Here is an 18,597-nt window from a genome sequence, read left to right on the forward strand (position 1 = left end):
CTGAGATAGCCCTCGATAGCATTCTTTCTCATCTGTAAGAGACGCTAATTCAATTGTTCCATAAAAGATATTGCTAATCTCTTTCAAAACTTTTTTATAATCTTTTGGAAAAATAAAACCTATTTTTCGTTCATAAGCAGATATGAAAATATCATCAGGTAGTTCTATGTTTAGACGACTATTCCCAGATAGTTCTTTTAATTCTTGAATAATGTTATCAAGCTTATTTTGCATATACATTCTGCTCTATCGCATTAAAGTTCTTACTACAATTTAACATAATGGCTGTTATGCGAAATTCCATAGATATTTTAATTCTCTTGAAAATAAATATTTATAAATCAAACATCTCTAAAAGGAGCTGTTTCCAATACTTTTTTTATCTCATTTTCTTTTTTTACTTTCCATTGATCACTGATTAAACCAAAAAGTTCAATTTGTTTTGAAAAAGCGAGTCGACGGGAATCTTGTCCTCTAGTTCTATTCTTAAGTTCAAACTCAAACGAATAGCTAGATATAAAATTATCCATTATCCAATAAAGCAACTCTTCAAAATCCTTAGTTGTTTTTTCAAAAAAAACTTCTCCTCTTTCTTCAGAAATATACCAATATTTATTTTCATGGATTAATACATATGGAGCTCCATCATTCTGAACTGCGGGCCAAACTCTTTTTTTTTCCAGCCCAATTTTTTCACAAATTTGATCAACCTTACGTTGAATTTCTAAAAATGTAAGCATTATTCTTTGATTCTCCAAATGTTCTTAATATCTATTTAACATAAAATCTCTTATACGCAATGCTTTTGAAATTGTGTTATAATTCAATTTGTTGATTCAAGTTTTATAGCCCATTCACCCTCGAATGGGCTTTTTTTATGACTTTTCATGTTCCACGGTTTTAATAAGTTTTGATGAACAATCACTTGCTTTGATCTTGGGCTTTCTGGCGCTGATCCTGCTCCTTTTTAAAGGCTCGTTGATCCATAATGCTGGCCATAATCATGATCGGAATCCCGATAAATAGAAATGCAATACCTTGTAGGATCTCTTTCAGTTTTTTCATACGTAATGCTCCTTGGGGGGCTTAGTCCTCATCGAATACCGCACTCAGTACTCGGCCAAATAAGCTACGCTTTTTCTTGTCTCATGATGTGTCTGTGATACGTTTTTTGGTGCTTCACTGGTATGTATCGTTACTGTTTCATGAGATAATGAATTTGGCTCTATGCTTTTATTTTCAATACTTTCACTTGAGTCATCATTGTTGTCACAAGGTGTTTCATTGAAATGTCTCTTTAGTGTGTCATGAGACATTTTTTCTTCTGACTCTTTATGTCCTAGCAACAATTGGAAGCGGTCTATTTGGTCTAAATAACGTTTTTCTCTATCCTTGTATGATTCAATCTCTTTTCTCATGAAGTCAACCAACTGACGCAAATCCGCATCATCTTTGAGTGAGGTTATTACTTGGTTTGGCTCGTGCTTTTTAATTGGCTCTCCAAAGCAGCGAATGACTTCTGCAATGTCAAAAAGACCATCAGCACTTCGAGATATACGTCCTTCTTTGATAGCTCTGTATAGTGTAGAGCGGCTGACGTTAAAGCGGTTGGATACTTCACTTAGCGATAACTTAGCCATTTACCGTGTCCCTTTTATTTGATGGCATGTATCCCACTTTCTTGAGGTGTGGGTATAGCTCTATGATGCGCTCAGGATCTTGTAGCATCTCAGCAATACGTATAGCAAACTGTTGGTAGCTTTTAAACCACAAATTCTAAAAAATACTGCAACAGGAAAATAGTTAATGAAAGATCAGGAAATATATCAAAAAATTGGTGAGCTTTTATGGTCAATAATGCCAAAGGAAGCAACAGAAATATATTTTATTGGTGATATATATTCAGAACATTATTCTGGTGGAGCGGAATGGCTTTTGAAAAATGGAAATATAGAGTCATTTCCATTTGGCGAGCGTGCAGATGAAATTGAGGAAAACATTCGTGAATTGATGGCAGAATTGAGATCGTTGGAGATGTTTGTAGAAAAATGGACAAACTATAAAATCACTCTAACAGAAGAGGGCAAGTTTAATGCAGAATTTGCTTATATACCTGAAGAAGATCATTGGCCGACTTTATACATGCGAAGAGTAAGTGACCTTAAGGAAGAAGAGCTAGATCAATATTATATTCCTGTAGAAGAATGGAAAAAACGAGTTGCGTTAAGAGAACAGAATAAATTATAGAGAGGTTTTTTTAGAAGCTTTGGGTTGTGTGATTCAGAGCCTATAAATTATTCTGTGTAAGTTCGATTTTTTATGAATGATATTTTAATCGATCATCGGACTGAATTGTGAATCAATTCATCGCTAAATGATATGAGTAGCGCTGTTGTACAATATTGGCATTTGAATACTTTTTATGAGGTTCATTCTTCTTGTAATTCTATTACTGAATAAACCCTAAGTGGCCGATGAACCGTACCGAGTTTGTTGGAGCCCCATTTTCTTGAGATAAGAAGGATTGCTTCGCAAGACGTAGCAAAGCGTAGTGTCCCGATGAAAAAAGTAAAATATACCCCCGAAATCAGAGAAGGAGCAGTTCAATAATTAATAGAATCCGAAAAAGATTATCCATCGAATTGGGCCGCAATTACAGCTAAGATTGGTTGTACGCCTGAAACACTTTGTATTCTTGTCAAAGTACAATAGATAATAGTCTGACCATTGAAAATAAGAGGTATTTTACTATTAAAATAGAATTATAGAGGGGTATACAACACACCATGGAAATCATAAATTGATCAGTAAATTAATCAGTTTTAAAAAGTTCCTCTTGGTGTAATGCAGCGATAGGTCTATGCAGGGTAACAGGCGCTATGTCATCTAACTCATTAAGCTGAACAGATCGTGGGCGACCAATACATGCTAGATGTAAGCAAAATTTAAATGCAGCAAGAGCATGACCATCTTTTACTGAGTAGAGTTGTAGACGAGGAAACTCCTCTAGAGTCGATGGATGTTTATCTGTTGATGCTTTTGCTAATTTGAAAAGTTGAGGCTGTTGTTTAGCATCTAACTTTGTTTGCAAATCTTGTCCAAGTAAGTGCCAAAATTTGGCAGGAAATAAAGCCTTAACTTGGGAGTAAAAATGTTCGAGTTGATCGATATCCTTCCAGCGATAATGGATACCTGTGTGTGATGCGGTCACTCGATTTAAAAATACATTCAGGACGCATGCAATTTGTATTTGATTTTTACGAGCTATTTTCTGTAGATGCTCAAAAAAATAAGTCACCGCATGAAGCTCTTCAGCGCTATCAAGCATTGCTGGTTTTAAGTGGGTTGAGCTATCAATACTAAATAAACGTGGATTCCCTTTTTTTGATTTAATGTTTGCTAAATTTAGAGCATTTTCATACCAATAATTGACGAGTTCTTCTGGCAAGCACATACGTTGAGCTGTACTTTTAGGATCTTTAGTAGTCTCCAATATATTGAGCGTTTCATAGAAGCGTTGAAGTGAAATTTTAGAATCTTCTGTTCCAACAAAGAAATCAAAAAAATCATGGGATTGATCTATTTGTAACGACAGTTCATCTAAAATGTCAGTAGCATTACTTTGAAGCCATTTTGTTTGATCGTTCAATAATATAGTTGCTAGAACGGCCTGGTATTTTTCAAAATTAAAGTCTTTTTCATCATTTGTTATTTGCAAATTTTTAAACGTTGCATTGTGGCCCATAATTTTTTTAGCCAATTCATTAGGCATATCTGGATGATGTTTTAGTAGTTTTTGACCAGCAATTAGATAACTTAAATGAATATAGCTTTTGAATGTTTCAACTGGCTCTATATGTCCTAAGAGATGTGCAATAACAAACCAATGGTTTTGTCCATGTTGATTTTGAAGTAGCTCAGCTCGAATTTTTTGATATTCGTTTTCGCTATAGTCGGTTAGCTTTTGCACAAGTGGTGCATATTCACAGTTCAGTAAAAGCGATAAATGATTCGCTGCAGTGTGACGAAAAGAGTGAAAGGAGTAATGATGCCCTTTAAAGACCTGATTTAATATCAGTTTTAGGGGTACGGTGACAGTGTGTTTATTCAGTTTTTTATTTTCATTCAAGTTGCTGAATAAATATAAACTTTTCTTATTCTCTAAACGTTTTTCAACAACAAAATCGCTAAAGAATTGGTACTCATCATCTTTAAGCAAAGCGTAGGCAGGCACAATCCGTTCCGCACTATCCGTTTTGAGCAGATGTTGATTCCCTTGTTTTTTTGAACCATAAGGTTGAACCCAGATAGAAAATTGATTTAAACCCTCGATATCTTTTACACGTAACCCGAGTATTTCGTTAATACGCATACCAGTACGGTAAGCCAAAATATAAATAATTTTTAATAATTTATAGTGATGGTCTGAGATGGATTGGTCATGTAAGAGCTGATTTAACTTCTTTAATATGACCTGGAAGGCTGTATGACCAATGATGCGTGCACGAGGTCTACTTTGCGATGCAATAAATTCAAGTTCGAAATCTTCTGCTTGAAAAACAATTTGTTGAAAGGTGTGAAAGCGTTTCAACATGCGGATTGTTTGGTCTTTAGATTTTTTAAACTCAGGTCGATCTGCTTCATCAGCAAGTCGTGTATTGCTAATGATTTGTTGATAGATTTTGTTCAGCAGATCATTAATGTCATCGTCGGCATCGAAGTATTGTAAGGCATGAGTTAAAAACGGTTCTGCGATCCGGGTGTAGTATGTATAGATTGAACTATCTGCGAGTTTTTGATTGTCTTGAAATGCCTTCGTGTACTGAGTTGTATCAAAATCAAAGGTGGTTGATAATTCTTTTATTTGCTCTGAACTTGGTCGATAGAGACTGATGAGCCATAAAATAATACGTTTAGAAAACTCATTAAACTGCTCTTGGTGACGCAGGCAAAAATCAATAATGAGTTCAGCAATAGGTTGGTCCGTTGATGATGTGCGAATTATTTTCAGCAAGTTTTTATGAATAAATATCACATTCTCTACCGCTTCAGACGTATTGAGATCTGGTAGGACTTTGGCTGTAGAAGAGACATTTCGTTCGATTTCATCACTTAATTGAGTTTTAAATTTTGGGAATGCAAAGTTTTCAAACTCATGTTCTGATAAACCACACGTGAGTGTGTTTTCTAACAAACATTGTGAAAGGGCAGGATCAACATCTGCATTCTGCAGTTGTAGCCAATTAAAATTGGCGTAGTCACGTAAAAACTTAAAAGTCTTTTTGGTGTATGGATGTTTTACTTTTTGAAAAATGAGGTGCAGATACGCATTCACGTCTAGACTGATGTCACGAATTTGTCTTGTATTGAAGTGAATGAGCCAGAGTCGTGTGAGTTGATCTGGAACAAAATTACGTGATTTTCGTATTGTTTTTTCATCAACAAATAGATCGCCATAGCTTGGAGAAAGTGGCTCTAAAAAGATGATATTAAAATCGCAAATTTTTTGGATTTTTTCAGGGTTTTTTAAATGTTCGAGCAAAGCCTTTAATGAAGCTGTTTGATTTAATCCACCGTATAACATTGAGCAAAGCAGAATATTCCCAATAATTTCATCATCAGAAAAAGCGGAACTATCTTGAGCAAGAATCCAGTAATCCCACAGTTTTTCGAGGATGATGTCAATTTCATGACCGGCTTGGATCCAATCTAGGGTGAAAATTGGTTCATCGCGTTTCATCTCAAAGGTGAGATAAGGTAGTGGGAGGTCTAGGTTATTACTTTTATTGAGGTCTTTGATATATGTTCGGAAGAATTCATGAGCATATTTTTTCCAGGCAAGATTCGGTGCTTTACGTTTAATAAACTCATAAATTGCAGGATAAGCTTGAATTAAGTCTTCATTTGAGAATTTTTGTTCATCAAAGTATTGTCGGAGCTCTTGTTCTGCATTAGCTCGTATGTCCTTTTTAGGCTCATCTCGTTTGAATTGACGTCTGTCTTCAGCATAGCGTTTTTCTGAGATTTTTTTATTGCGTGATGACATGAGCTTCAACACCTGTAATTTTAAAATATGTTTTCATTTGCTCTAAAATATCTGCAATTTTAGAAAATTGTGAGAGCGATAAACTGGAAAATGGATGTGCTGCTTCTTGTTGCATGAGCTCATGCCCAAATAGAGCTAAAATTTCAGGTTCAGAAAATCTATGAGTCAAAAATGCACGAGCTGTGTGGCGATGCCAATTTTCATGAGCAAGTCCTAATTCAGGATGGAAATTTTTGACTGTATAAGGTCTTAGTGGTGTCCACTTGTTATTTTGAATGATTCCAAGCAAGGGTAACTTACTTGTTTCTATTTGTTGTATGACATCACTTAAAGCAGGATGACTCATCATGATTTGAGTCGAAAAATATTCTAAAAATTTAAGGAATTTTTTTATCTCTTCAACTAAAAATGAACAAAGCGGAATGAGGCGTCCGAATCCATTACGGCCGCCTACTTCTTTGTCAGAAACCATCAAAATTTGGCGTTTTAAATTAAAGTTTTTAAGAAATCCAGGGAATTCAGCAACGGGGCGTGCTGCTGTAAAAAGAAGGAGGATATGCCATAGCCAGATATTATAATGATTAAAGATTGAAATTAGATCATCTTCGGCTTGTGAAAAAATATTAAATTTCAATACAGCAAAAATCTCTGTAATGACCTGTGGTTTTGGAGCTTTACGACTACCAAAATGAGTTATTGAATCAGGGAGCGAACGTACACAGCTTTCATATGTGCTTGCTATATCTGCACAAAGTGATTTTAGAATATCAACATATTGTGCATGTAATCGTGGAATATTCTGATGACAATAAGAAATAGAAGATGACTGATTGGCATCAATCCCTGTGATTAAATCTGCGAGTTGTTTATTCCCTGTTTTTGCAAGAACCGTATGATGCAGTAGAGAACTTACCTTTACGACAGACAGTTTTGGAATCAATAATTCTTGTCTTAATTTGCGTAAATATTGCTGTATATCATCGAAACTAACCGAATCCATTTTGCGGAGATCCTCAATGAATAGATTCGGGATTGGAATGTCTAAATAGATCGTCTGATTAAGTAAGCTTGTTGAATACTCAAAATCACGGTTCTCAAATACATTAAATTTACTGCTTAAGAAGAATTGATCATTTTTATGGATCAATTTTTGGCGGTTATTTAAGTTTTTAGCTCGCTTGCTTTGTATACATAGCCACTCATTCACACTGTTGCCTGTCAAAAATGCGAGCATCAGGATTAAAGCACTTTTATTTTGATGTTCAGAGTAGTCCACATGAAGTCTTTTCAGTAGATGGTTCACGCTAGATGGATTCGGAAAAAAACTACTCGACGTAAGTAAATGTTCTTTGCGTTGAATATGTTTTGCAACAAGCGGTAGAACATAGTTTTGACTTGTTTCTGAATGTGCTGCGAGTGGTGTGACGTCAGTTGGATTGACAACAATTTGCCGATTAATCGGCTTATCGATTAAGGTTTCTATACTCAGTGCCTTAGGCGAGGCCCCTTTTTTTATTTCGATACTTTCTTCAATGAATTGTTCTTCATCAAGAAACTGATGTTGAAGCTGCGTATCGATACTTGCACGTGCAATCTTACTTGTTGAGCTATTCCAGTTAAATAGGCATAAAACCAAGTGCTTGTAACTGACTCTTGTAAACAACTTGTCACCAGTTTCCCCGTTGAAAGCAAACACCCCATGACATTAACTCGTTTTAATCTTATTGCATCAACCGCATGAACATCACCTATCTTTGTCCACGCATAGCGGTTATCAGGTGTAGATGAAAACCCTGTTTCATCAACATAACCTAATATAATTTCACCACGTGCCGCTTGCTCTCGTAATTTTTCAATCTGCTGTGTTGCTTGTTCAAATGCAATCGGATCTCTTTTTTTTCAAGCTATGACGGGTACGCTTGAAGACCATACCTGAATCACGTAAAAACTTACGAATGGTTTCAACAGACACGGACACTTCGTATTCTTCATGTAGTTTGACTCGGATTTGTTCTGCATTGAGTGGACTTGTATTGACCCAATCTAGGATTTTCGCCTGATAGTCTGAGATCAATGTATTGGGCCGACCTGAGCGATGACCTTCTTTAATCGATTCAAACTCATACAATTCCCAACGTCGGCGTTGTAGCCTTATGGTTTCTGGGATACGTTCTTGTAGAGTGGCAACTTCCGCAACACTTTTACCTTCAGAAAGCCAGAGAATAGTTTGGGCACGTTGTCTTTCACGCCAATGTTTTGCATGCTTGGCCAGAAAAATGAGTCGTTCTCGCTGTTCTAAACTAAGTGGTACAGAAACAATTCGAGGCATGTGTGAACATCTGTTAACTAAAAAAACTTTTTCGCATGATTAGTTATTTTTGTCAACTTAAAACAGACTTATAACCTTCCATTGGTTCTTATTGTTGATAATGCCTCGATTCATAGAAGTAAAAAGATGGCTGATTACAGAGAGCTACTTAAAAGTAACTTTTCGACGAATTTGTATTTTATTCCAGCTTATAGCCCAGAGTTAAATCGAATCGAGATGGTATGGAAGCAGATGAAATATTATTGGCGAGATTTTCAAGTCATGACAGCTGATAAAATAGAGCAATGGGTGGAGAGAGTATCAAACCAATTCGGAAAAGAATACATGTTTACTTTTTAATGACAGCTTAATGCGGTTATTGTTTTTCCTGATCCCGTTGCATGTTTTAATATACCTTTAAACTCATTAGCCTTCCATTTTCTCAAAGCTACTTTTTGATGATCTCTGACTTTAAAAGAGTGTATACCTATGTGTTTAGGTAGTTCAGGTGTATTATCATTATTTGAGTTTTTTTCTTCAATCTCATTATCTAAAGTAGTAAATATTTTTTCTAAATCTAATGGATTGGTGTCTTTTATGATGTTTGATTTTATGAATTCATTTATTTTTTCATATTGTTTGGATAATACATCAATAGTTAGGGTGTTCTTGTTTTGATTATTCCATAAGTTCTCAAATGCATTAATATATTCGTTACCATAATCATTGAAAATTTCTTCATTCCAGCTTTTATAAACACTTATACATTCAGAATTAATGTCTTCAAAAAAAGCAGATGGTGTTTCATTTGCAGATCCTTGAAAAACAACAATATTATTTTCCTCATCATAAACTATACCAATTTTTTCATGATACATTCCTTTTCTTCTAAGAGCATATTTAATTTCTATTTTATTTATACTGATAAGATAGCCTAAAATTAATAGCCGTTGATTATTTGATTCTTCAGATTTCATCATATCTAGTAAATCATCTATATATTTTGAAATTAAATCTTGTTTTTTTTGAGAAGATGAATTCTTTATAATCTCATATTCATCGCGCTCTAATGGGTGGCCGATAATTAGCCTTATATATCCATTACTTTGTACAATTCTGCTAATTCCTTTTAAGCTACTAGTTAGAATGGATGATGAAAAAAAACCAACGGCACGATCATATTTCACCGCACAGGATAAAATAGGCCGATAGAATTCACTATAGAGATTATTGTTCTCTGTGCGATAGACTGAAAGTAGGTTTAATGATTTTAATGTGTTCATATTCGAGAATGCGTATATTCCTAATACTTAGAAAGTTTGTTTTAGATTACAATCGATTTAAAAATTTATTCAACTCATTAAAAAATACTTTTACTTTTACGAAATCGGTATCAAACCCGATACTTAATCTTAAGCTATTCATGCTTTCTATATAATTTAAGCCTATAGAGGTTAAAACATAAGAAGGTTCAATATTTAAAGATGAACATGCAGAACCTTGGGAACATAATATTTGAGAATTTGTGATGAATTGATTAGCATCAAAATCTGGAAATCTTATGTTTATGATGTGAGGGATATAATCTATTTCTGGGGAGTTGATTAATCCTTTCATGTTGTTTGTTTCAGTCCTAATAAATTCATTTATTTTCTGAATTTGATTAAAACTATTTTCAATAGTCTTATCTTCTATTGCGGCACTGAAACCTAGAATTAGAGGAGTCGCTAATGTGCCTCCACGCAATCCAAATTCTTGCCCAGCTCCATGAATTACAGGTTGTATCCTTGTTTCTCGTAAATCTCTGATATAAAGAGCACCTATCCCTTTAGGGCCATAAATCTTATGTGCTGAGAGTGAAAGAAAATCTATATTCAGTTCATCTACGTCTATGGGTAACTTTTTATAGGACTGGGCAGCATCAACATGAAGTCTAATATCTCTTTCTACACATGCATTGCCAATTTCTTTTATAGGTTGAATAGACCCTAACTCATTATTCACATGCATTATGCTGACAAGAGCAGTATCTTGCCTCATTGCATCTATAACATTTTGAGCTTTGATAATCCCATTGGCTTCTGGTGCAATATAGGTGATTTCATAATCATGTTCTTTAGCTAAAAAATTGCAGATAGCTAAGATACATTTATGCTCAATAGAAGATGTTATGATGTGTTTCCCTTTATTTTTATTAGCTAAAACATATCCTTTAATCGCTAGATTGTTTGATTCAGATGCTCCACTTGTAAAAATAATTTCACTTTTGTAAGCGCCTATTGAATTAGCAACTACTTCTCGCGCATATTCAATTTTTTCTGCTGTGATGCGACCATACTGATGTGCTGAGGATGGATTTGAGTAATCTTCTTGAAAAGAACGAAATAATTCGGTTTCAACAGAAGGGAGTAAAGGGGTCGAAGCAGCAAAGTCTAAATAAACCACGTTCTACTTAACTTAAATTTACGATTATATTTTGATGATACATCTTGAAGTAGAAGTTTTCAAAAAATAATAACTATATACGTCAAATTATGTCGTTGAATCGCTTTTGTTTTATTTTTAATAAGTACGCTATTCGGTAGTAATTATTTTGATACAGGTAATTCATTAATGAACTTCATGATTTTCAACATAAAATGATAGGATTTCCTCTCTTTTTCTAGAATTTTTCTGTCTATATTTTAGAGAATAAAGTTGAGATTTTTAGAAATTAATTATAAAAAATGCCAATTATATCAATAAGATAATTGGCAGTAGTAAAGACTTCTTTTATCCGGTGATGCGTCTATCATCCCAATAACACGGTACTACAATCAAATTGTTTTCATGTAATCGTGACCATAATCGGACACCTAAATCTCGCTGCATATTTTGGACTGTGAAATTGGAAATCAGCAGAGTAGATTTCATGTTGTCATAACGGCTATATAAGACTTTATGCACCATCTCCAGGCGTTTTTCATGCCGGTCATGCAGGCCATATTCATCAATCACCAATAAATCAAAACTGGAAAAATGGTCGATGACTTCTTTCTCAGAGCGTGAAGTATCTGACCAAGTATCCATCATTTTTTGAGCAATTTCTGCGCTGGTATAGTAGCGTGCAGATTTTGTACTGTTATGCAGAATGTTGCGAATAATTGATGCACTCAGATGGGTTTTACCTGTACCCGGTGTACCAATCATCAACATGTTCGGGTTGTGGTTAGAAATAATTTGCTGTGCAAAGGCCTGACATAGCTTGATGGTATTTTCTTGTGCAGGGCATGCAGCTACATAATTCTTGAAGCCACGATCCAGGTAGCGTTTATTGAGCCCTGAATTTTTAATTTTCTGTTGTAGCAATCGCTGTTGCAGTTCATTCTCATAGGCTGCATGTGAGTGATGAACAGTTTCTTTGGCACACAATTTACAGAGCCTGTGACCTGCAATTTCCATCAGGGGTATATGATGGGTAGGGCAAAGTGTTTCCGTTGTTTCTGTGCGAAACTGGAGCGTTTTAAGCATGGTATTCATGATCACTCTCCTAAATCCATTTGGAATTTTCTAAAAAATCCTCATTTTTTTCTTCAAAATTTGAAGATGAAGATGAAGATGAAGATGAAGATGAAGATGAAGATGAAGATGAAGATGAAGATGAAGATGAAGATGAAGATGAAGATGAAGATGAAGATGAAGATGAAGGGCATGGTTCAAGCATGACTTGAGTAATACTCGGGTTCTTCTCAGGAGCTGCTTGAGCATTTACTTTTCGTTGCTTGGCTGATGCTTGAGCATTACTTGCGGATTTCCCCCAACGTGCTTGAGCTGCATTTTTAGCTTTATCAGATTTCATTTGCTGATTTTGCAATGCCTGGCTTTTTAAACTGGTTAAAAAATTTGAATGAATCTGCTCAGATTCGACTTCAAATAATTCCAGGGCCATTAGCGTATTCAACAAAGTTTTAGCCTTGGTATGTTGCGATAATTTTGTGATGCTACATACAGTAGCTAGGTCATGAGGAATGGCACCATTTTTCCAGAAATCCATCATTAATAGCAGTGCAGCACCAATTTGTTCTGCTGTCATTCGTGCAAATTTTGCCTGTAAGTCGCCAATATAGAGTGGCATCCAAATTGAAATATCTTTATGCATGTGTTCACCTTTTTATAGGTATAAAGGGGCTGAGGTCATCAATTAGATGACCTTATATGTTTGTTTTATGAGTGAGCGAGACTCATTAAGCGGAGACGGGCCTGTTGAGCCAAGTCATCGTAATGAGCTTGCCCTTCATCCAGCATTCGCTGTAGCCAAAGTCTCAATGCTTGGTGGTCATCGAAGCATTTATTGATTTCCAGCAAAAAGGCCAGATTGTGCAGTTTGGGAATGTGAAACTCATGAATGAGTTCACGAGCGACCAAATCTGCTTCAGGACTGACCACCACACCACCAAAGAAAGCTTTACTATTCATGTGCAAGCTCCTCTGCAGTGAGTCTCTCCAGCATGGCTTCAAAAGCACTGCCATCGCGACGGGTAACATTCGGAATGTAGCGGCTATAGACCCGGAATAACATTTCAGTGGTTGAATGCCCCAATTGGCGAGCGACCCATTCTGGATTTTCACCTGCCGCCAGCCAGAGCGTTGCTGCTGTATGACGTGTCTGATAAGCACGACGAGGCGTTAATCCTAAAAAGCGCAGGATAGGGTGCCATACACGTTTATTAACTAAACGGTAGTCTAGAGGACCACCATCACGGTTGCAGAAGACGAAGTTCGATTTTCCGTTGTTGAGGCTTTTCTGTTGCAGAAAGGCTTGGTACACCCGGTCATTCATCTGGATCGTGCGGTCAGAACCATACGTTTTGGTTCCACCAAGAACACCATTCACTAACGCTTCACGGATATGGATCTCACGACGTTGCAAGTCGATATTTTTCCATTGAAGGCCATCGATTTCACTGGTGCGCATACCCGTAAAAAAGCGGATGGTGTAATAAGGTTTAAAGTCGTCACGAACAGATGTAATAATTCGCTGAACTTCTTCAAGAGAGAAAGGCGTGACTTCAATCCGACCTTCTTTCAAACTTTTTATGTTTTTGTAAGGGCTATCAAAATCATATCGTTCGGATGCGCTATCTAGTATCATACGAAGTACTGTCATAATCTGGTTGATTCGTGATGGTGAAAGGCATTCTTGGTTATTTCCGTATGTCACTTTGGCGAGGGATGAACGGAATCCAAGGATGTCTGACTTTTTGATGTTAATAACAGGAATTGTTCCGAAATATGGAGTTAAATATTTTCGAATAACAATTCTAATTTTTTCTGCATAGCTGTTACGCCATTCTATTTCTTTATCAGCAACCCATATTTCACAGTACTTAGAAAAAACAGGTGCTTTAGAACTCACTGCATTGATTTGGTTTTCAGCAGCTTTAATTTCTGCCAGTCGAGCACTTTTGGGAAAATATTTTGCATAATCAAATACACCTAAGAGCATTTCAGCTTCCATACGTTCAATCGCTTTTTCAAGTTTTTTACGATTGGTAGGTGTATCTTCCATTGCAGTTGTTTCACGGCAACGCTTATTTAAGTACCGAAAATCAATTGTAAGCTTGCCGTATCTTGTACGGATTGAGGCCATGTGATTGAGCTCCTATTGTAGTTGTAGGCTATGAAGAGAGCCGAACGAGGTTTTTGTCATATCTTCCTCAATGCGTTCCCAAACATAAAGAATTTTGCGCCCACCAAATGGGCGAATGTAATGAACGCCTTCAATTAAGACGCTATCTTTGAGTTGATTTCGGATAGTACGCTCGTTGTAATGAATTCGTTCCGAAAGTTCTTTTGTAGTAAGATACGTGAAGTTCATATGTATATCCTTTTAAAAAGTATCACAATGATGTTATTTAAGATTACAATGCAATACTATAAGCATTTAATACATCATGCAAGTACTTTATTACACAATGGTGGTAGTTAATGATAGTTTGCAATTTACCAGTTTTATTAGCAGAACGCAGAATGAAGGTTGCGGATGTTGCGCGTGAAACAGGGATGAGTAAAACCACTCTGCATAAACTTTATAATGGTCAATCGACTCGTATTGATTTTGAAACTATTGAGAAGCTCTGTTTATTATTAAATGTAGAGGTAGGAGATCTTCTGAAATTACAAGCTGAAGAATCTTAAGACGATGAAATATTTATGAAATTAAGGTGACCAAATTTGGTCACCTTATTTTTTAGAGTATTTTTTGATTGTGAGACAAGTAGTAGATATTGAGTTAAGTAGGGCTGAATTTTAAAAACTTAAAATGATCTGTAATTGTGAGAGTTTTATTGTGTGATCAAATTTGGTCACGATCCTAATTGATCTTGAAAAATATTGAATTGAAAATAATAGAAGTCTAATGACATAGAGATTTTCGGTGGAATAATTTTTTAGGCAGTTTTAGAAAGGGGTTCTTATCTTTTTGATTTATTGAAGGCACCATTTGGTCACCATTTGGTCACCAATTTTGATATAGCACTTTTGTAAACTTACTTTTTTAAGAATAAAGATCTCTTATGAAGAAAAATATTGAATAAAATCAACAAAAAAAGCCTCAATCTTTCGACTGAGGCTTTTGAAATTCTGGAGCGGGAAACGAGACTCGAACTCGCGACCCCAACCTTGGCAAGGTTGTGCTCTACCAACTGAGCTATTCCCGCATGCGGTGTATAATACATGATGCAAAAATAGGGTCAATCATTTTTTGCATGTCATTGTACTGACTGAATAAATAAACAACATTTTTAGAAAATAGTGTGGTTAAATGACTTAGGTTATTTGTTTTTATAAAAGTTTTCATTGTCTGCAAAAGTTTCAATATCGCTTGCTATGCACTGTAGTTATGCGAAAAATAAAAGTATCAGACATAAAAAATCCGCAGTACTAAATTTCTAAAAATGAAGCCGACTGCGGATTTTTTAGGTGATTCAAAATAATTTTATTAAATTTAAATCATTGAATTTAATCAATATTATTCCACTGTTACGCTTTTTGCCAAGTTTCTAGGCTGGTCGACATCTGTACCACGTAAAACCGCCACATGGTAAGACAACAACTGCACAGGAATACTATACACAATTGGCGCAAGCAACGCGCTGACCTGTGGTACATAAACCACATGCTGGCGTTCTTTATCTGCAGGAATGCCGCTGTGTTCATCTGCAAATACAAACAGCTCACCACCACGTGCCTGTACTTCTTCCATATTGGATTTCAGTTTATCCAGCATGTCATCTTGCGGTGCTAAAATCACCACAGGCATGTCATTGTCTACCAATGCCAATGGGCCGTGCTTCAATTCACCCGCAGCATAACCTTCTGCGTGAATATATGAAATTTCTTTCAGTTTTAACGCACCTTCCAAGGCAATTGGGAATTGTGTGCCACGACCCAAGAACAAGCAGTGATTTTTCTCTACAAACAATTCAGACAAACGTAAAATTGCCGTATCATTTTGCAAAGTATCTAAAATTACTTTTGGTGTGTGCCACAAGTCTGCAATAATTTCCGCTGTTTCTGTCGCTGCAATTGCATTTTTCACCTGACCAATTTTGAGCACCAACAGCATTAATGCTGCCAACTGTGTCGTAAAGGCTTTGGTCGATGCCACACCAATTTCAGGACCCGCAAGCGTTAACAAACTATGGTTAGTTTCGCGTACCATAGATGAAGTCGCCACGTTACAAATAGTCATGGTGGTGATGTCTAAGTCTTTTGCCGCAGCACGTTTCTGGGTATCGCGCAAAGCAGCTAAAGTGTCTGCAGTTTCACCTGATTGTGAAATGCACACATACAAGGTGTTATTCACAATGACTGGCGTACGGTAACGGTACTCGCTGGCAATTTCTACATGGCATGGCAAGTTAATCAGCTGTTCAAACCAGTATTTTGCAATCATACCCGCATGATAGCTAGTCCCACAGGCAATAATCTGTACCTGTTGGATATTGGCAAAATCACCTTCAGCATCTTTCAGGAAATCTTCACGTAAAGCATTGCCATTCAAGGCTTGCGAAATGGTTTGTTGAATGGCTTCAGGTTGCTCATAAATTTCTTTGAGCATATAGTGTTTATATTCACCCTTCGATGCATTACTAACAGTGGCATCCAGCTCTTTTACAGGACGTTCAACCGCTGCACCATTCACAAATACTTCAATGCTGTCGCGGGTTAAGCGAGCAATATCACCTTCTTCCAAGTACATGAAACGGTTGGTGATCGGCAATAATGCCAATTGGTCTGAACTGATAAAGTTTTCGCCAATGCCCACACCAATCACCAAAGGAGAACCTTCACGCACGGTGATCAACTCATCTGGATAATCGGTATGGATAATTCCAAGTGCATAAGCACCTTTCAGTTGTGGCACGACTTGCTGTACCGCAGCCAATAAACTCGGTGCAGTTTTAAGAGCATGGTCGACCAAATGGGCAACCACTTCAGTATCCGTTTGAGAACTGAACACATAGCCTAAAGTTTCCAGCTCGTCTTTCAGTTCTTGATAATTTTCGATAATACCGTTGTGTACGACAGCAACATTGCCAGAAATATGCGGATGTGCATTGTTTTCAGTCGGTTTACCATGTGTTGCCCAACGCGTGTGCGCAATACCGAGTGAACCTGTTATTTGAGAATCTAGTACTGCTTGCTCAAGATTTGCTACTTTACCGACACGACGCTCACGCAAGACCTGACCTTGACTAATCAATGCCAAACCTGCGGAATCATAACCGCGATATTCTAAACGCTTTAAACCTTCAATGAGGATATTGGTAATACTACGTTCTGCAACGCCACCGACAATACCGCACATAGGAACTTCCTCTTATTTTTTCAATTTTTGTGGACGTTGATAATTTTCTTTAGTGAACTGTTTAGAACGTTCCACAGCTAAACACTGTTCTGCAACATCACGGGTAATGGTCGAGCCTGCGCCTACCGTTGCACCATTGGCAATGGTGACAGGTGCAACCAATGAACTATTTGAACCAATAAAAACTTGGTCACCAATAATCGTTTTAAATTTATTGGCACCATCATAATTGCAAGTAATTGTACCTGCACCAATATTGCTGCCTGCACCCACTTCGGCATCCCCTAAGTAGGTAAAGTGGTTGGCTTTGGAGCCTAAACCAATTTGACTGTTTTTCACTTCAACAAAGTTGCCAATATGCACTTCATTGGCCAATACTGCACCCGGGCGTAAACGTGAGAATGGGCCAATTTGCGCAGCTTCGCCTACAACCGCTTGATCAAATACGCTATACGGCTGAACTTTAGTGCCCGCAGCAATTTTGGTGTTTTTAAGGATACAACCTGCACCAATTTCTACGCCATCACCTAGTTCACAATCGCCTTCAATAATTACGTTAATGTCAATGCGAACGTCTTTACCTACAGTGAGATTACCACGTAAATCAAAACGGGTTGGGTCAATTAAATGCACACCTTGTTGCATGAGTTGCTTGGCTTGGAAGTTCTGGAATTCACGTTCTAAAGCAGCCAATTGCACACGGTCATTCACGCCTTCTACTTCAAAAGCCAGTGCGGGTTCTACCGATGCAACTTCTAAACCATCGGCAATTGCCTTTGCCACAATATCGGTCAGGTAATATTCACCCTGCGCATTGTTATTGCTCAGTTTTGGTAGCCATTCATGTAATTTGGCATTGCTGACGCAGTAAATACCCGTGTTAATTTCCTGAATTTGACGCTGGGCTTCAGACGCATCTTTATGTTCAACAATCGCTTGAATTTTACCGTTTTCACGCACAATACGACCATAACCCGTAGCATCGGCAAGGGTGAGTGTCACCAATCCAATTTGGGTTTCACGTGAAACATCGAGCAGCTTTTGTAAAGTTTGCTCTGTAATGCAAGGTACATCTCCAGATAAAATTAGGGATACGCCTTCATGTGGTAAAACAGGCAAAGTCACTTTGACTGCGTGACCTGTGCCGAGCTGTTCCGCTTGTTCGACCCACTGCACCTGTTCATGTGCAAACGCATTTTGAACCAAAGTACCGCCGTGACCGTAAATGGTAATAATATGATCGGCTTGTAATTTTTTTGCGGTATCAATCACGTGACCCAAGAGTGGGCGTCCTGCAAGAGGTTGTAATACTTTTGGTAAATTTGAACGCATGCGCGTGCCTTTACCTGCTGCAAGAATAATCACGGTGGTAGACATGTTGAATCCTAGTGA

The 18,597-nt window shown here is 37.0% G+C and carries 17 protein-coding genes, 1 tRNA gene and 4 pseudogenes; 4 read left to right on the top strand and 18 right to left on the bottom strand.

Annotated features, from left to right (window positions below; translation table 11 throughout):
- The 5 genes and pseudogenes from FTT91_RS08580 to FTT91_RS08600 form a co-directional block, all read right to left on the bottom strand.
- Positions 1-234 (bottom strand): SMI1/KNR4 family protein (locus FTT91_RS08580; protein ID WP_180169267.1); only part of this gene is annotated, 234 nt, incomplete at its 3' end.
- 107 nt (positions 235-341) lie between these two features.
- The gene (locus tag FTT91_RS08585) at positions 342-740 is read right to left on the bottom strand and encodes an Imm63 family immunity protein (RefSeq protein WP_120402731.1); all 399 of its coding nucleotides are present in this window, start codon (positions 738-740) and stop codon (positions 342-344) included.
- A 181-nt stretch (positions 741-921) separates the two neighbouring features.
- The gene (locus FTT91_RS08590; RefSeq protein WP_004676226.1) at positions 922-1,065 is read right to left on the bottom strand and encodes a hypothetical protein; all 144 of its coding nucleotides are present in this window, start codon (positions 1,063-1,065) and stop codon (positions 922-924) included.
- Between the two features lie 44 nt (positions 1,066-1,109).
- The gene (locus tag FTT91_RS08595; protein ID WP_227591037.1) at positions 1,110-1,640 is read right to left on the bottom strand and encodes a plasmid replication DNA-binding protein; all 531 of its coding nucleotides are present in this window, start codon (positions 1,638-1,640) and stop codon (positions 1,110-1,112) included.
- A pseudogene (locus tag FTT91_RS08600) lies at positions 1,633-1,764 on the bottom strand (RepB family plasmid replication initiator protein); the annotation flags it as partial. The gene FTT91_RS08595 and the pseudogene FTT91_RS08600, both read right to left, overlap by 8 nt.
- Before the next feature lie 42 nt (positions 1,765-1,806).
- On the opposite strand from FTT91_RS08600, the gene FTT91_RS08605 reads away from it, so the two are divergent.
- Positions 1,807-2,247: an immunity protein YezG family protein gene (locus FTT91_RS08605; RefSeq protein ID WP_086321650.1), complete on the top strand. Its 441-nt coding sequence runs from the start codon at positions 1,807-1,809 to the stop codon at positions 2,245-2,247.
- 312 nt (positions 2,248-2,559) lie between these two features.
- A pseudogene (locus FTT91_RS08610) lies at positions 2,560-2,688 on the top strand (IS3 family transposase); the annotation flags it as partial.
- 124 nt (positions 2,689-2,812) lie between these two features.
- Here FTT91_RS08610 and FTT91_RS08615 read toward each other — a convergent pair.
- The 3 genes and pseudogenes from FTT91_RS08615 to FTT91_RS08630 form a co-directional block, all read right to left on the bottom strand.
- Positions 2,813-6,046: a site-specific integrase gene (locus FTT91_RS08615; RefSeq protein WP_180169268.1), complete on the bottom strand. Its 3,234-nt coding sequence runs from the start codon at positions 6,044-6,046 to the stop codon at positions 2,813-2,815.
- A pseudogene (locus FTT91_RS08620) lies at positions 6,030-7,646 on the bottom strand (hypothetical protein); the annotation flags it as partial. The pseudogene FTT91_RS08620 and the gene FTT91_RS08615, both read right to left, overlap by 17 nt.
- Positions 7,647-7,919: 273 nt before the next feature.
- Positions 7,920-8,375 (bottom strand): helix-turn-helix domain-containing protein, encoded by a 456-nt coding sequence (locus FTT91_RS08630; protein WP_004973749.1) that lies wholly within the window; start codon positions 8,373-8,375, stop codon positions 7,920-7,922.
- 57 nt (positions 8,376-8,432) lie between these two features.
- On the opposite strand from FTT91_RS08630, the pseudogene FTT91_RS08635 reads away from it, so the two are divergent.
- A pseudogene (locus FTT91_RS08635) lies at positions 8,433-8,714 on the top strand (transposase); the annotation flags it as partial.
- Here FTT91_RS08635 and FTT91_RS08640 read toward each other — a convergent pair.
- From FTT91_RS08640 to FTT91_RS08670, 7 genes are all read right to left on the bottom strand, one after another.
- Positions 8,711-9,637, bottom strand: coding sequence for a DEAD/DEAH box helicase family protein (locus FTT91_RS08640; protein WP_257229586.1), 927 nt, complete (start codon positions 9,635-9,637; stop codon positions 8,711-8,713). The pseudogene FTT91_RS08635 and the gene FTT91_RS08640 sit on opposite strands and share 4 nt — an antisense overlap.
- Positions 9,638-9,683: 46 nt before the next feature.
- Positions 9,684-10,799 carry a cysteine desulfurase family protein gene (locus FTT91_RS08645; RefSeq protein ID WP_154320225.1) on the bottom strand — a complete coding sequence of 372 codons (1,116 nt, stop codon included), beginning with the start codon at positions 10,797-10,799 and terminating at the stop codon, positions 9,684-9,686.
- Positions 10,800-11,126: 327 nt separating this feature from the next.
- The gene (locus tag FTT91_RS08650; protein WP_154320226.1) at positions 11,127-11,873 is read right to left on the bottom strand and encodes an ATP-binding protein; all 747 of its coding nucleotides are present in this window, start codon (positions 11,871-11,873) and stop codon (positions 11,127-11,129) included.
- A gap of 10 nt (positions 11,874-11,883) precedes the next feature.
- Complete coding sequence (locus FTT91_RS08655) at positions 11,884-12,492, bottom strand: DUF1376 domain-containing protein (protein ID WP_180169269.1); 609 nt, start codon at positions 12,490-12,492, stop codon at positions 11,884-11,886.
- Positions 12,493-12,557: 65 nt separating this feature from the next.
- Complete coding sequence (locus FTT91_RS08660; RefSeq protein WP_005092513.1) at positions 12,558-12,809, bottom strand: hypothetical protein; 252 nt, start codon at positions 12,807-12,809, stop codon at positions 12,558-12,560.
- Positions 12,802-13,983, bottom strand: coding sequence for a site-specific integrase (locus tag FTT91_RS08665; RefSeq protein WP_154320227.1), 1,182 nt, complete (start codon positions 13,981-13,983; stop codon positions 12,802-12,804). The genes FTT91_RS08660 and FTT91_RS08665 overlap by 8 nt, the downstream gene beginning before the upstream one ends.
- Positions 13,984-13,995: 12 nt before the next feature.
- Positions 13,996-14,211 (bottom strand): hypothetical protein, encoded by a 216-nt coding sequence (locus tag FTT91_RS08670; RefSeq protein ID WP_019837125.1) that lies wholly within the window; start codon positions 14,209-14,211, stop codon positions 13,996-13,998.
- 110 nt (positions 14,212-14,321) lie between these two features.
- On the opposite strand from FTT91_RS08670, the gene FTT91_RS08675 reads away from it, so the two are divergent.
- Entirely contained in the window at positions 14,322-14,531 is a 210-nt protein-coding gene (locus tag FTT91_RS08675; RefSeq protein WP_084792783.1) for a helix-turn-helix transcriptional regulator, read from the top strand.
- Positions 14,532-14,976: 445 nt separating this feature from the next.
- Here the strand turns inward: FTT91_RS08675 and FTT91_RS08680 are convergent.
- The 3 genes from FTT91_RS08680 to glmU form a co-directional block, all read right to left on the bottom strand.
- Positions 14,977-15,052, bottom strand: a tRNA-Gly gene (locus tag FTT91_RS08680).
- Between the two features lie 311 nt (positions 15,053-15,363).
- On the bottom strand, positions 15,364-17,205 hold the full coding sequence (gene glmS / locus FTT91_RS08685; protein ID WP_180169270.1) for a glutamine--fructose-6-phosphate transaminase (isomerizing): 1,842 nt from the start codon (positions 17,203-17,205) through the stop codon (positions 15,364-15,366).
- Between the two features lie 12 nt (positions 17,206-17,217).
- Positions 17,218-18,582 carry a bifunctional UDP-N-acetylglucosamine diphosphorylase/glucosamine-1-phosphate N-acetyltransferase GlmU gene (glmU, locus tag FTT91_RS08690; RefSeq protein ID WP_180169271.1) on the bottom strand — a complete coding sequence of 455 codons (1,365 nt, stop codon included), beginning with the start codon at positions 18,580-18,582 and terminating at the stop codon, positions 17,218-17,220.
- Between the last annotated feature and the right edge of the window lie 15 nt (positions 18,583-18,597).

Origin of the sequence: Acinetobacter sp. YH12021 (assembly GCF_013420145.1) — a bacterium.
GTDB classification, from domain to species: Bacteria; Pseudomonadota; Gammaproteobacteria; order Pseudomonadales; family Moraxellaceae; genus Acinetobacter; species Acinetobacter towneri.